This is a genomic window from Neptunomonas japonica JAMM 1380 (assembly GCF_016592555.1).
GTDB classification, from domain to species: Bacteria; Pseudomonadota; Gammaproteobacteria; order Pseudomonadales; family Balneatricaceae; genus Neptunomonas; species Neptunomonas japonica_A.
This window is the reverse complement of sequence record NZ_AP014546.1, coordinates 1,602,736-1,617,500: the sequence shown is the minus strand read 5'-3', so window position 1 is coordinate 1,617,500 and position 14,765 is coordinate 1,602,736. Positions and strand designations below refer to the sequence as shown.

Annotated in this window: 10 protein-coding genes (1 of these 10 running past the window's edge); all 10 read right to left on the bottom strand. The window is 48.5% G+C overall.

The window, feature by feature from the left end; genetic code table 11:
* Tightly spaced (at most 2 nt apart), the 10 genes in view from NEJAP_RS07555 to NEJAP_RS07510 form a layout consistent with a single transcriptional unit that may run on beyond the window.
* Positions 1–2,452, bottom strand: partial view of a DUF6519 domain-containing protein gene (locus tag NEJAP_RS07555; RefSeq protein WP_201350036.1) — the 5' portion only. The gene continues 791 nt to the left of window position 1, outside the view; only the first 2,452 of its 3,243 coding nucleotides appear in the window; its start codon is at positions 2,450–2,452; its stop codon lies beyond the left edge, outside the window.
* The gene (locus tag NEJAP_RS07550; RefSeq protein WP_201350035.1) at positions 2,449–4,542 is read right to left on the bottom strand and encodes a hypothetical protein; all 2,094 of its coding nucleotides are present in this window, start codon (positions 4,540–4,542) and stop codon (positions 2,449–2,451) included. The genes NEJAP_RS07555 and NEJAP_RS07550 overlap by 4 nt, the downstream gene beginning before the upstream one ends.
* Entirely contained in the window at positions 4,539–8,840 is a 4,302-nt protein-coding gene (locus NEJAP_RS07545) for a putative baseplate assembly protein (protein WP_236591102.1), read from the bottom strand. The genes NEJAP_RS07550 and NEJAP_RS07545 overlap by 4 nt, the downstream gene beginning before the upstream one ends.
* Positions 8,840–11,413, bottom strand: coding sequence for a putative baseplate assembly protein (locus NEJAP_RS07540; RefSeq protein WP_201350033.1), 2,574 nt, complete (start codon positions 11,411–11,413; stop codon positions 8,840–8,842). The genes NEJAP_RS07545 and NEJAP_RS07540 overlap by 1 nt, the downstream gene beginning before the upstream one ends.
* Positions 11,413–11,778: a GPW/gp25 family protein gene (locus NEJAP_RS07535; RefSeq protein ID WP_201350032.1), complete on the bottom strand. Its 366-nt coding sequence runs from the start codon at positions 11,776–11,778 to the stop codon at positions 11,413–11,415. Before NEJAP_RS07535 ends, NEJAP_RS07540 begins: the two co-directional genes overlap by 1 nt.
* Before the next feature lie 2 nt (positions 11,779–11,780).
* Complete coding sequence (locus NEJAP_RS07530; RefSeq protein ID WP_201350031.1) at positions 11,781–12,101, bottom strand: hypothetical protein; 321 nt, start codon at positions 12,099–12,101, stop codon at positions 11,781–11,783.
* A 1-nt stretch (position 12,102) separates the two neighbouring features.
* Positions 12,103–12,612 (bottom strand): phage baseplate assembly protein V, encoded by a 510-nt coding sequence (locus NEJAP_RS07525; protein WP_201350030.1) that lies wholly within the window; start codon positions 12,610–12,612, stop codon positions 12,103–12,105.
* A complete protein-coding gene (locus tag NEJAP_RS07520) occupies positions 12,609–13,748 on the bottom strand; it encodes a hypothetical protein (protein WP_201350029.1) in 1,140 nt (379 codons plus the stop codon). Before NEJAP_RS07520 ends, NEJAP_RS07525 begins: the two co-directional genes overlap by 4 nt.
* Complete coding sequence (locus NEJAP_RS07515; RefSeq protein ID WP_201350028.1) at positions 13,741–14,103, bottom strand: hypothetical protein; 363 nt, start codon at positions 14,101–14,103, stop codon at positions 13,741–13,743. The genes NEJAP_RS07520 and NEJAP_RS07515 overlap by 8 nt, the downstream gene beginning before the upstream one ends.
* A complete protein-coding gene (locus NEJAP_RS07510; RefSeq protein WP_201350027.1) occupies positions 14,100–14,756 on the bottom strand; it encodes a hypothetical protein in 657 nt (218 codons plus the stop codon). The genes NEJAP_RS07515 and NEJAP_RS07510 overlap by 4 nt, the downstream gene beginning before the upstream one ends.
* Between the last annotated feature and the right edge of the window lie 9 nt (positions 14,757–14,765).

Here is a 14,765-nt window from a genome sequence, read left to right as displayed (position 1 = left end):
GATGATGACACCGATTCCCTCGTATCAGCATCAACTCAGCGCTAGCATCTTCACTCATGACCAAAGCGCCAAGGCCAATTTTTTCAATACTGTTATCTGCGATTGTAATAGCTTGCATTCGAGCATTAACCGCCACAGCATTGCCATCTAATAACGACAAACTGTTAGCCGTAATACTAACCTGATCAATGGGGCCCGGGCCAAGTCCTTGTTGTAATACAACCCCATGACCACTCTTCTTACCGGCACCACTTATTTTATTATTTCTGATCGTTAAAGATCCCACACCAGCTCGTATACCATCACCGCTACTAGTTATCGTATTGTCAGTAAGAATCATCTTGGAACGCTCTAACACAGTGCCGGTGATAACAAGTGCGGCATCACTACCCGCTAGCATTAGATTTGTAGCGATATGAGTGTTGCCAAAGTGCATGCTAATTGCATCAAAGCTTATTGCCCGTTGACTACAGAACATCAGGTTTTTTTCTATACAAAGCTCAACTGTCATCACAAAATTACGTTTTCCTGTCGTAACAGTGGCGACCCCACGCTCAGCAACAATGACACATTGGTTAATATTCGCGCCTAAAATCAAACCTGACAGGCCAATACCGATACTGGTACTACGCTCAACCGCAAGCCCAAGTATGTTGATATGATCAAGGTGTAAATCAACAACATTATGTGCAGCAATTACACTGCTAGTACCCGACTTACCCGCCGACGCGATAGCCGTAAAGTTTTCAAGTGTTACACCTTTGCAGTCCGCAATTTCCAAAATCTCACCTGGTTCAGTCCCCACCAGCAAAGAAGCCCACCCTTGACCTTTTACTGTCAACGAGCGTGCACCTGTCATGCTTAAAGGACGATCGATATTATAAGTACCAATGCCCAAACAGATGGAACCTCCGGTATCTTTGATAGTGTCGATCGCCTGTTGAATAGTTGCTGTGCCATTATTATGATTTTCAACAGTCACACACACCGTACAACTACAATCCTCTCCATCAAGAATAGCGGGCCATAGAGTTCTAAAATCTGTTTCGTTATTAGGAAAATCAACACGCGCTAATCGTGCAAAGTGATGGTGTATGCCTAACGGAGCAGCCTTATCAAGCAGCTCAATACTGGCATCTGTACTGCGTGCAGCAAATACCCAGTGATCTCCACTTTTAAATTCACCTCCTGAAGGGTATAGGTCTGGATTTGAGTCCAGATCAAAAGACACCACAATACCGTGTTCAAGAAATATACCGTTGGCCAATGACGGAATAACGATATCTCCAGCACTGGACGGGCTATTTAAGTTATGAACGTCACTGCCATCTTCACGACGTACTACGCCTGATTGATCCCAACGAACAACCCGCGTATTACGTTTAGGATCTGTGGCATTATTACCGCCCACAGGAAAATGGCTAGAGTCTGCACTACTCGTAGGCTCAGCCGGTAAAGGCTGATCAAATGTAAGGGTACGGGCAGTCTCATCAACACCACCTCCTGTTCGAATACGACGTAGCTCCCCGGGTAAGTTGTTCAGCTCACGCCAGTCATCAGTCACTTCAACCCAATCGCCATCATTAAAACGCAGTAGATCATCACGGCCAATACTCTCTAGCGTGATTCTGTCACGCTCGGAGTTAATATGTGTCACACGCGAAGCAACCGTAGCATTATCACGAGACCATTTAAAAGTAGCGACACCCAAAGGCCCTCCTGTATGCACTTCAACCCGATAGAGTTGATTTTCTAACCCTCTATACCCGGCATCAGGAGTTATCAAACATGGATTACCTTCCTCTACTGGCGGTGCACTAATTGTCGTTGTTAGGCGCCCAGCTGAAGGCGCTATTACTTCACGCCAACCGCGAATATCTTCATCTAAGGTATCTTTTGAAATATTGCCTACATCTTCCAACACCTTGACTTGCCATACGGTTTGTCGGCGCCCTGTTGTATCCACACCTATAGCTGATTCAATGAGATCGGGCTGCTGCAATGCACTCACATCGCGCTGCCACACATCCACATACACTAGATGAGGCCCGCCACCTAGTAATGGGTCACGATCAAAGCTCTCAGATGGATAGGCACGTCGATAAGGCTGACGAGTAAAATCAACGCTTGCAGTACCGTTCAGTTCGGCCAGTTGTGCATTCCAAACATGGGGTGGACCACCATGATTTTCAGCTAATAAGCCATCAACATAGATACGCCCAGCGCCAATACTCAGCGCGCCACCCGTTGCCTCAATAAGAAAACCATCATGCGTTGTGCGTGGAACAACGCTTCCATTGAACGTATCTAACGTGCCTGCCTGTAGGCGGCGCGCCAATTGCGCGACCCACTCGTTCCAATCAGAGTCCAATTGGACACGGCCTTGCTGCATGACGACGCCCAAGAAATCCTTACGGGCATCAAAACGAATGCGGCTTAGATCGAAAGTCATAATCTGTACTCCCTCACGATTCGTAAAAAAATTCCGGCGCTCATGCCTACCCGCAAATATTCTGCCAAACGAATATGCAAGTTAGTTTCACGCTGAGAAGCATATAAATGATGAAATGCACCCATTTCACTTTCATCATCTGCACCACGCACAATTTGATCTGCAGTGCTGCTGGATAGCTGACCATAAGCAGCCGTACCGTAATGAAGAGAAGTGAAATGCGGAACGATACTCTGCGCAGCCTGTAGCGAATCAGGTTGGCAACGATAACGTGCAGGCACAATCGAATTAAATGGCAGCCAAGAGAAGCGCACACACCCCGCTTGTTTACGCACCACTCTAACGGGACTAATCCAACTATCGCCGCTAGCCAGTGCTGAAAATAAAATGCTATTTGATACTAATGAAAACTCACTCGCATGCACCTTGCCCACCACCGTACAGGCAACAAGTGATAACTCAGCTCCCGAGGCTTCTCCATCAGCAGCAGCAAAAGCAACATTTTCAGGCATATTCGCATCGATAAAACTATCTTCAGCATCTACCTGGCTACGCGCATGCGTTCTAACGGCACCGATAATCGAGCGAGTAATTTGTATTTTCAGCCCAGTAAGCGCGCTCTCTATGCTCGCCTCACCACTGTGCTGTGGAGAGCCGTTAGCGTTTAATGCGATACCTGGAACTAATGTAGTATGCAAAATATGAAGCTGAGAAAGGGCATTCCCCAGCTCATCAGGAATCACCATCGGCGCTCCACTCATTAACAACCCATTTAACGTGCAACTACTATTACTATCACCACGGATTATCATCCCAGCCAACTCCAGCACGGGTCGACGATTATTCATTGCACGAATTTCCACATGACCATTTGCGACCACATTTATCTCTAAGCTCTCGCTATAACGGCTGTTATCAGTAATCTCAATGACACCATCACCACTAATATCCAATAACGCCGCGGCCAGTGTTGAGTGGTCATCCGGCACGCGTACTAGTTGTGTACCCTCTAAAGGCGTTGGCAAGCTTTCGCCTCGCTCATATTCGCCACCGCCCACATCCGTGCTGAAACCTTCATACCACGTCAAACGCACATCGGTAGGATCATTCACATCCGCCGGTAATGCTACGCGGCCAAGTGCAGGATCGATGGCATAATTTCCTGAGGATGGTGGCATATTTGCCCACGTAGCACCCTCGTCGCTTAAGTTACAGACTCGAATTTTATCTCGTTCAATCATCACACCATCAACTCTGAGCACAACACTGGGCGTTGGATTATCCAGCGGCTCGCCAACACTGGGGCGCTGGGCAACATAGCGTTCCAAATACCGGTGCATACGCCGCCGAGATAACGGCAGGGGAACATTATCTGGTTCAGCTAAATGACTAATGTCATCTTCTGCTTGCGGGTGATTGTATAGAGGTGCGTCATAACCAAGCGGGTTTATGAAGTATCGATGCGGGCCAGCACGATAAGCAGGCGTTTGAGAACGTGGATAGGCTTTTATACGCCACAGATGCAACCCAATATTCGGTATATTATGGCGCCCAAGAGACTCTACACGACGAACATTAATAGTCCGGTTAGCCGTTTCAAATCCTGTTCCAATCCACTCAAGCGCTTCACTTTTACGAAGATCGGGTGATTGTAAATTATGCGGCCTTATATGATTCATATATTGCGTGGTATTAATACGCTGAAAATATTCAACCACGCGCGCATCCCACGCCGTTACATCCCGTGCTAATTGTTCAAGTACCAGCGCTGTACCTTTACGCCGTCGTAATGCAATCGTATGTGCCACTTCTGCTCGTGGGCTTGCTACCTTAGCGACTACGTTATGTAAACTATGGTATCCAATGAGGTCTCCTATGTAAGGCACTATCCAGTCAGCACACGTCTCAACAAAGAGGTCATCGTAAAGCTGGTCTAGGCTCTCCTCTGCCACATCAATTTGCTCGGCCAATACAGCAACTAACTCTTCTAATGGGCCACGTTCAAGACCAAGAGACTTAGCCAGTTCGGCATCACGGATACGGTGAATAGCCGGCAACAATTCAAATAGTTTTTGTGCATCAAAACTCATGGCAGCACCTCCAGCTCTATATCATCCGATATCGTTAGCATTTCACCAGGCGAAGGCTGCTCAATAAGGGAGGCGACCGGCAAGGTTGCAAACAAACGCGGTTCAACAGAAGATGTAGCCGCTGAAAGGCGGTTCAAGCGAGTCAGGTGCACACCTTCCACTCCAATTACAGCCTGTGCAACCGCGATTACTTCATCAGCGGATACTGTTTGCCCAAGGGTGCGTTGAGCAAAACCAAAATGGGTACGCAAAGCAGCATCAACGCTATCAAGCACCCTTTCTACTTCATGCCCTGCCTCTACTTTGATTGACAAACGGCAACGAAAACGTACCTGCACATAGTTAGCGATACGTAACGGTACCAAAGGGTCTCCGTACGTAACCAATGCATCACGTAAGTTACGAAATGTATCACTGTTTTCTGGGACAGCTGCGCCATCAATACCTGCAATAGTTAGAAACATACCCCGAGCCGGGCCCACCGGAATCCACAAAGCATGCGCCTTATCAATACCAGCAAAAGCACGAGAAAAATTGGCGTAATCATCTTCTGAAACAACACGTTCAAGTGTAAGTACCGTTAGTGGGGCATTGCTTCTGGCTCGGACTAATGACTCAGCATTCTCGCCACCGGTAGCCGCTTCAGGGTTAACCACTTCACTTACACCAAGCGGACGTGACAATAAGGTAGTAAGTTGGGCTGTATCAACATTACCCGCCGTACCAATACCTTTACGATAGCTAGCCCGAACATTACTCTCGCCACTGGGTAAACGCGCGCCTTCACTGCCATCACCAAAGCTTATCTTTGTAACTGCATCATCACTGTGAAGCGTCTCATAGACGCGAGCATCTGGGGAAGTGCCGTGTAACATAGGCACTTCTGACCACAGAACATCATTTACCCGCAGCTCTAATGTTGAACTGCGCCCGCTAGGCGTGTTGGCACTGGTATAGGTCAGCGGTTTCTGATTCAGCTCGAAGCTTTGATCAGCCCGGCCACCATCACCACTGCCCAAGATAGCTTCAACCGACTCACCATGAGTGGCTGGAGCAACGTTGGCATTGATCCGTGTGCTATTTCTTGCGTAAACATGCTGTGTCGCACTTGTTAATTTTAAATAGCTACGATCACGATCATGAGTCACTGCATCATCGTTGCCCACTAAAAAGACGACTTCAGAGATAACAGGGTCGTCTTCACGCTCAGCATCCAACATGAAATCTGCACTACTGAGTTCCACCTGTCCGATACATGCATCTCGGTCTTTCAACGTCAGCTGAAATCTAATACCTCTTCTGCCTATTAGCCGTGCAAAACTTCTGGGGGATAAATAACTGGGGGTACCGCTGCTCAAACGCAGTGGCGCTGCCATTAGCATCAGGCTGTCACCTTCTACTAACGGCCGGTCTGTGCCGTCCTCACAGTACAGTACAAGGTTCGCAATACCTCTTTGCATTATAATCCGCTGACGTTTACCACTTATTGCGAGTGGTTGTTCAGGTGTTAACTCTTCGACATGCCCGGCCAAGGCAATAGCCTCACCATAAACCGGGAAATCAAGTGGAACATGTGCAAGCGGTAGCTCTTCACTATCTACATGCACGCTCAAACTACGAACCGCATGTTCAAATTCGCTGGGTAAACGTCCCTCAGGTAGCTCGCCTTTTAACCCTAGCCGAGTAGTTTGCCCTGACATTAAATATTCAGCGCGGCTCGCTGCCACCGCGCTATTGATTTTATACAGCTCAATGGAGTTAGGCACCGACAACAATGCCCAACCACCGGCGACCACCGAATCATGCACACGGCTCAGATCAATCTCATCAGGGGTACGAACTAATGGGGCCCGCCGACCAGAAGCGACCACAATTTTACCTACGAGAGCCCGATCTACATCAACAACAATACTTTGATAAGCAGTCTCAGCAGCATGTCGAGGCGCATTCAGTAGCGCCTCAGCATCTTCAACCATCGGTAACAGCTGCTCAACCAACTCAAGCGGCACCTGCAAGGATGTCGGCATAATCGACTCTATTTGAGCCATCATAGTGCCTGAAGTAGATTCACTGATGGGGGGGCCGCCTGCACGCATAACCCCAACCGCTGCAAAATGGCGTGCAACTTCAGCAATACTTTCAGGGGTTGCAGGCGGGAAAGGAGCAGGCAAATTACGCGCAATGGTCACGGCTGTACTGACAAGCGCAGCAACATCAGCGGCCGCCGCTGCACCCAATGCAGCCACTCCCGCAGAATGAGTAAGTTCTTTCATCTCTAAAGCAGCATCACCTAATGCTACTAATGCCTGCGCGGGATTAAGCAACGCAGCTGTATCAGTGATACCTGACTGTGCTTCGCGTGCCATTTTGGCAACATCTTGCCCTAATTTGGAAAACATAACGCCAGCAGAATTAGCGATTTCATCCTGTAATTTTTTAATCAATTGGGCAATATCAGACCCGGCAGCAAACAACCCTTCCGTCCATAGTCTCACGTCTGTAAATATCCCAGAAAGGTTAACTAAGTCCGAAAAATCTGCATTTGTGAGTTCCTCACCTATTGAGCTTCTTATCTGGTCAACCACTTCTCCCATAATAGATGCAGTAGAGCTCAAATTTACACTTGAGGGTATATTGCCAACTTCAGAAGACACTTGCTGCAATGCTGCTGTAGCTCCTGCCAACCCTTCATCCAAATTATCTAAAGCATTGACGGCGCTTTCGAACCAATTATTACTACCGTCTAAATCAGACTTCACATCAGTTATAGCCTGAACAGCCTCATCAACAGCGTCCTTCCATACCTGCTCCAAGCCTGGCAGTACTGCTACTGGAAAGCTCCCCTGCCCATTGCTCAACGTATTGATCAAATCATCTAAAACGGCTTTTGCAATATCAAGGCGATGAATCAAACCTTGCTCAGCAAGCTCATGAACTTTATTAGGTAAGCCCACAAGGCTGTCGGCAATACCTTGCTGATAAAAATCCCGAGCGAATACCTTTATCAAGTCGTTGCCATTGATTTGTAGCGCTTGTAAGGACTGGCCCTGAGCAAGAATCAATGTACGTGCACGTTGAGTAACCTCATTCACGGCTAAATTCGCCACCTCAGAGAGCCCTTCAGCACTTTCACGTGCCATGCTCATGGCTCCCTCAGCAATTTTCCCACCCGCCATCACCACACCCGTACCTGCAGTCGCGGCTCGATGCATAGCCATCGCGGCGGCACCATGGGCGGCGCTATTAGCAGCGAGAACAATGTCATCGACGGTGGCTGCGATGAGTGTTTCAGATAACTCAGCGCTGCCACTACGCCGCTCAGGAAAAACAGGAGCGCGCACGCTAAAGTCTGGCCACTCTTGTGTATCTTCTGGCCGCTTAAGCTCATCAGCACCTAACAGCCCAATGTAGTCAGCCTTACTATCATCTGACAAGCTTCGCCAGTCTGGAGCAATATGACCAAATGCCGCATCACGTGTTCGAAAAGTATAAATCTGAACACTTTCATGGGCGGGTAATACAAAAGGCCGCGAATGGCCAAGCCCTAGCTGCCAACTCACTCTTGTCAAACTACGCGCTGTGTCGATCTCTAGCGCGGTTATTACTCTTACATCCCAACGCTCTCCCTGCGGATCTCGCTCCTGCTCAGCGCCCACTATGAGAATTAAGTCCCCCACTATCAGTCCTGTATCAATTCCCTCTAACCACAGCTGAGTATCGCCAAATACAGGTGTTTTAAATTCATTCTGTTGGACATTTATTGCATTCCATTCAGCACGGGCCCTGGCTAACGAAACGGTCTCAAATGTTTGTGCTTGTTCATCTTGCCCTGGTACGCTTTGCACGCGAGTGCCAATTGGAATGTCAATCGCAGGTGCGACTAAACCCGGCACGCTTTGAAGCGTAAATGCTAAATGTGTACTAGCAGCAACCCCAGGGGCCAATTGGTAACCAATAAGTCGCGCCATCTCACCTACCGATAAACGCTCGGTTGCTGTTCTTAAATAATGTTCATGTGCAAAACGCTCAGTATAAAAACTCAACACGTCCAATGAGCACGCCAACCCATCGGCGATAGCAATAGTGAAATCACTACTCTCACGTGTAGTAAGCGCAGCCAATGCAGGATATTTTTCACTTGATAAACGGGCTTGTATAGACTCATAAAAGTCCTTGTGCCTGCCGACCCGGTAAGTGAATTGCAGCAGCCCCGGTGGATTATGTAATCGGCGCGGCGTTATTGCATTCACACCACTGCAGCAACCACAATCAGACTTATTACTGTTATGTCCGCTCATCATTTTCCTCCGTGCAACGCTAGTCGCAGCACTCCGTGCTCAGGGAAGTTAGGATTATTATCCAGACGCGCTATTTCCAACTGCCCCAAATCCATATAACCATCGGCTAGTGGTTTAAGGTCTTGCTGACTTTGGCGCTGAAATCGCGTTACTTGCACAGAGTCCACACCAGCAACACTGCGGGCTGCCGCATATATCGTACTGAGATAAACAGTTTGGCCAAAACTGAAATTATCGGGATGAAACAAACCTAATGTACCGTCGCTGCGTACTGAGCTACTCAGCACATCTAACAGCACCTGGCGAACATTACTGCGAAAATAATCAAGGTTCACACACACCAAGATGTCGATTTCAAGTGACACATGCACAGGGTCATTAACGTGTACATCGTGGACAGCCATACGATATCTATCTAAATGCTCAACGACTGTGGCATCGAAACTACCCTCTTTAACAGACAATCCTTTGTTTCTATCAACCGTTGCGAACACCGTATGCCAACTACCCGTCCAACGCAGCCTGCTGCTAGCTCTTTGAACACCCTCAAGCCGTTCGACAACCTCTGAATAGTCTGCGGGAGTAACTGCCCTTTCCTGTGTACGAAATGCATAGGGAGCATGACGCTTAACCTCATGACGACTTTCAGGGGCCCGACCGCCACGTGCGGGTAAGAAGTTTGTCACACTGTTGATACGGCCCTCACTGCTGACCAGATGCACAATACTGCCCGCCCCCACATTACCCTGCGGCCCATTACCTATCCGATAATGTGCTGTGAAGACGGTTCCGCTATCCGGACGCCGGCCATGTACATCATCACCAAAACGTATGTGAGCTGTGCCATCATCTTCACTTTCCAAGACAAAATGGTTATCGATTGCACGGCTTGATAGCAAGTCTCGTCGCGCATGCCAGCTAGACGTTGTATCTGTCAGTGTGGCAACCGGTAATGCATCCTGCGTGCGCCATTCAAATACAGAATGCGCACTAGCCTGTGAATCAAACAGCACCCACTCACTATGCCCTACACCGAGTTCAGAATAGGTTTTTAAACTATGACCCTGGTAAGTCACTGGAGCTCTAGCTAAATACGGTTGAAAACGTACGGGGAGAGGTTGTGGTTTTTGATCATTACAGCCACCCTGTTTTTTAGAGGGGTAATGTAAGCGAGAGGCTGGTACTGGCTCAGTAGGGCTATCCGTTATACTAACGCCATGATCTACTAAAACATTGTTACCAAACGCCAAACTAACATTATCAAGTAATACTTCACCATGCGCCTCATCGCTTTGTGCAGATAAGCACAGTGGAAATGGCATCGCATCACCGTTATACCAATGTATTTCAGTAATAGGCGTACCGTCTAAAGGGTCAGTAAGGGGAACTCCCCCCTCAAAAACGTTAACATAGCGTAGCCGCACTGCGTGACGATTCTGTGGATTGGCATCCTCAACCACACCACTTTGTGCCCCCATCATTTCCCGAAAGATCAGCACACTTCCCACTTCTAAATCAGGCCAATGGCCTCGAAGTGTTGCTTGCACTGCACCTACCGGCAAACAACAACTAGCATCTCCCCACGTATAGAACTCAAACTCATTATGTTCTGGCCTAAGCGTCAAAGAATGCATAGGTTCAAACACTAATGGGCCAGCCTGTAATGCCAGACGTTCCTCAGGGGAACCCGACAACATCCGGACCGGCACACTAGGCACATGTGTATAGAAGCGGATATCTGCGGGCAACGCAAAAGCTGCCCCCTCATCAACATGCAAATGTAACCATGTTCGAGCATTACACCCCTCATGCATATGATAATCCACCAGCAGTGCATGTCTTCTGATGCTCGTACGCCGACGTGCTGTGTGCAGGTATGCTTCGGTGCTGATAGCATCCAGATGATAATGTTGGAAATCCCCCACATAGGCGATGAGTTCTGCCATCGTGCTTGCCATATCTGCCGGGCTGCGATCACGCCACCCCTGCATCTGGCGGCTCAGCCGGTCAATGACAAGACGGCGTATGCTAGAAAAATCACGCGCTAAATAGTTAATATCAGGTGCATTAGTTAGGTTCTCAGAACAATCACTTTTGTCTGCACAATCAAAATCGCTAGGGCACTCAACTTTAAATGTGAAATTGATCGTCGATAAGCGCGGATCAAAACCGTTTAACGGCTCATCGCTAACACTGCTTTTAATCAAAGTCAGTTGATAACCCGAAAAATCACCGCTGCTTCCTGTGCGTATTAAGAGCAGCTGATCAGCGTCAGGAAGCGCTGTAAAGAATGCCTGCTCAACCAGTGAAATATCCGGCATTGCAGGCGATTCACTCGCAATAGCGATCCACTCCACCGTAATATGGCGAATACGTTCTCCACCCTCAATGCGGATATTGTCAACGCTTAACCCAGAAGGAACAGGTTTTAACAGCCGTAGCATTAACGTCTGCTGGCGCGGGCTGCCGACCGGGGCATCAAGATCCAAAACCTCCAGCCAATCAATACCATTGAGTGTTGCATGAGCTTCAACGGCAGCACGGCGTTTCTCTTCACAACAGGTGTAAATCATTAGCCACCTCCTTGTTGGAAGTTTTCCTGATAACGCATACCCGTACGACGAATCGAATACTGAATATTCACAGATAAGCGCGAATCAGCCACATCAATCTCGACCAATTCAACGGTAATAAGATCAGCCATCCATTGCTGCAGCGCACTTTGAACCAAAAACTGAGTAGTAGCGGCAAGCTCAGGGCTATTGGGTGCAAAAACTAACTCTCGCAAGCCACTACCAAAATCCGGTCGCATGACTCGCTCACCCGGCACAGTAAATAGAACCTGTTCGATTAAACCTCGAATCCATAATGCCTCGTCATCATCACGGGTTCGGCCACGGCCATCAAACTGTAAGGGAAAGTGAACATGCTGAGTCATTGTTAGCTCCCTATCACACGTGTTTGTGCTGATACGGGCATCAGCGGTGTACCATTGGGGACACAAATGGCCTGGCTATCCATAAGCAGTAACGGTTGTCCATTAGAGAGTACTCGTGTCGCTGCCATTACCCATTGGCCCGTGATGCATGGTACTGGGCTTCCTGACACATTAAATGGGCAACCCGCAATCATATAAGGTGAACTCATGATAACTGTGGGTTGGCCACTTACCGTAACTCTTGGATTCGGCACTGCTGGTGTAGCCGTACCTCCGTGAGCGCATAACACGGTTGCGCCTACATGCAATAGGGGTCCTGGCATATCAAATCACCGTAAGTGCGCCGTTATTAATCGTCACAGTGGGGCCGACCAGCGTAATCACTGCCCCCTTGCCATTCTGAATATAAATACCCGTATCATTCACAATAAGAGAGGCCCCCGTTGTGCTCTTCAACATGATGCCGCCTGTTGGCCCTGGCATATCCGATATCGTCATGCCATTTTGCAGCGGTGTTTGAAATGTAATTGCCGGTGTCGTTGGAGGGGTAAGCAGTGCCAGTGCAGGAATTTCGGCTGTACTGCCCCAAAAGCATCCCACCCAGATAGGGTAATCCGGGTTTCCCTGCTCAAACTCTACCCAAACACCCGAACCAATAATGGGTAACGCCACCATACCGTTTTGAATTCCTGCCATTGGCACACAAGGCATCGCCCAACTGGTAGGCACCAAACCGGCCACATCCGGTACCTGTATTTGCAAGCGCCCTTGCTGCATAGGGTCAATATTATTGAGTACCACACCCCGGTATTTACCAAAGTAAGTTTCACTCATACAGGCACCCTCGGCGTAATCGAGATCAAACCATTACGCGTTAAACTAAAGCTCTGTTTGAACTCACCTCGTTTAAGTGTACTGGTCACACTTCTTACGTAATAAAGCCCGTCATAAGCAACACCCACACCTCGCACGCCAACGAGCTTGCGAGGTTTAAGAATATTTCCATAGCGCAGTACATCTAAACTCCCTGATCCTGTCACCGCATCTTGTGATGTTTTTGCCTCATCCAGCCCTTTAGAGAGTGCTTGCATGGGGTTCATTTTTGCGGTGTCTTTCATCACTTTGATATTGGCAATGGGGGCAGGTAACAAGCCCAGCGGCGGTTGCAGTGGATTAATATTGGGGACTGGAATAGGGATAGGTGCACGCGTCAGTTGGTTTTGGATATAAACTATCGGCAAAACACCTTTAGTAGGATCAAAGCTAAAGCTCAGTGATTCTACATTCGTGTGTGCATCCATATCATGGTTAAGTGCGGGCTGCGGTGGCCCGATTTTTATTTCAGGGCCAAAATAGGCGATATTGGTTAACGGGGCTTCTCCAGGTTCGATGTAGAACACATAGCCCACTTCACTCGCTAACTGCTGTAAATATTCTAAATCGGTGCCTTGATGCGCAGGTATCCGCTCTACCGGAATAGGTACATCGGGAAACAATGCAGGGATGGGCAATGGAATAATGCCAAAGGCTGCATATTTAGCACAGATCAGTGCAACTCGGGCGGTAATAGGCATGGCAGGATAGGAAAGCCCACTAAAATCGATTAGCCCCATTACTTTCGTTAAATCATCGCCGGTCACCGTGATACTACCGGGCTGGCCATTTTGCCCGGCTTGCACCTCAACATTGGTGACAACACCATCAAACAAAGGGCGCGGCCTACCGTTGAGTGTAACAATCAGCACTACACGCAATGGTGGTGTACCCACACTGGTATTTTGCCCTACCGCAATTAAAAAAATCGTGTTCAGTTCTGACTTACTATGAACCTTAAAACGTAACTGAAAACCACTGGATGAATCAGCAGCGCTTGTTACCGTTGCCTCTTCGAGCGCATTAATCATCATGGCGGGCACAGGAATAGGCACCACAGGCCCAATCATCAGGCTCATATGCACAGCACTAGACATCTGCGCCTCCCGGTACTCCTTCAGGTAAGGTGATACGCAAACGTTTACCCAAAGTCTCTGTCAGTTCATCGGGGCGCATCGCACCATTCGCATCACAGATACCCCAATACTGTTGAGGGTCCCCCAAGTATTTTGCCGCAAGATTATCTAAACGGTCGCCTTCAACTATTTGATGCTCTTGCAAGGTAGCAAAGTTCTCTGGTGGTGGAATAAAGCGCCGCCGAACATAGGTAATCAGCTCACCATCAGGTTGTGCCCATTGAGCGGTATCCAAACCGTGATAACGGCTCCCCGGTGCAAATGCCGAGGTGCTCAGCGCATTCGCTTGCATGAATGCTTTAACAGGATCAATCATGGTATGCCTCCTATCCCTAGTGCATCAAAACCAAAAGTTGCGGCCTTCTTCGCTAACTGCTCACGCGACTGAAGGTAGGCCATAAATAAACCACCACCTTTGTGGTCGAAGCCCAAATCATCAATCGTTAGCACACGTAACCCAAGATTTACTTTGGCCCTTAACGGATTCAAAGAAGGGTCAAAGGCCTCTTCAGTAATTGAAAACTCAGTGACTTGCACTGGCACTATTCGATTGGCTCCCCACACAAACAGCGTTAGCGCTGACTCCATGGAGGCAATTTCCAACGTGCCAGCATTAGCTAATGCCTTATTCGCCAACAAGCTAGCGCTAGCGGGGTTTATCAAGGCTTCCAAGAGCGCCAATTGCGGCGCTACACCAAATTCAACCACGGACTGATGTTGCTCGGGAAATTCCAACTGATCAGCAGCATCAATCTCTGCTTCCAACTTCAGTGTTTCTGACGCAGGGCCTTTAAGGCGTAACGCTTCAGATTGGGAGGCTCCATCTCCCATCCGTTGCGCCTGAAAAGTACGCGTCAGTGTTCCAGGGTTGTATTGCAGCGAAATAACCCGAAGTACCCGCGCAGATGCAGGGTCAACCAACACAATGCCGCCTTTAATAACGCGGGGAGAATTTGGAAAAGTCGTCATCCAGGTATC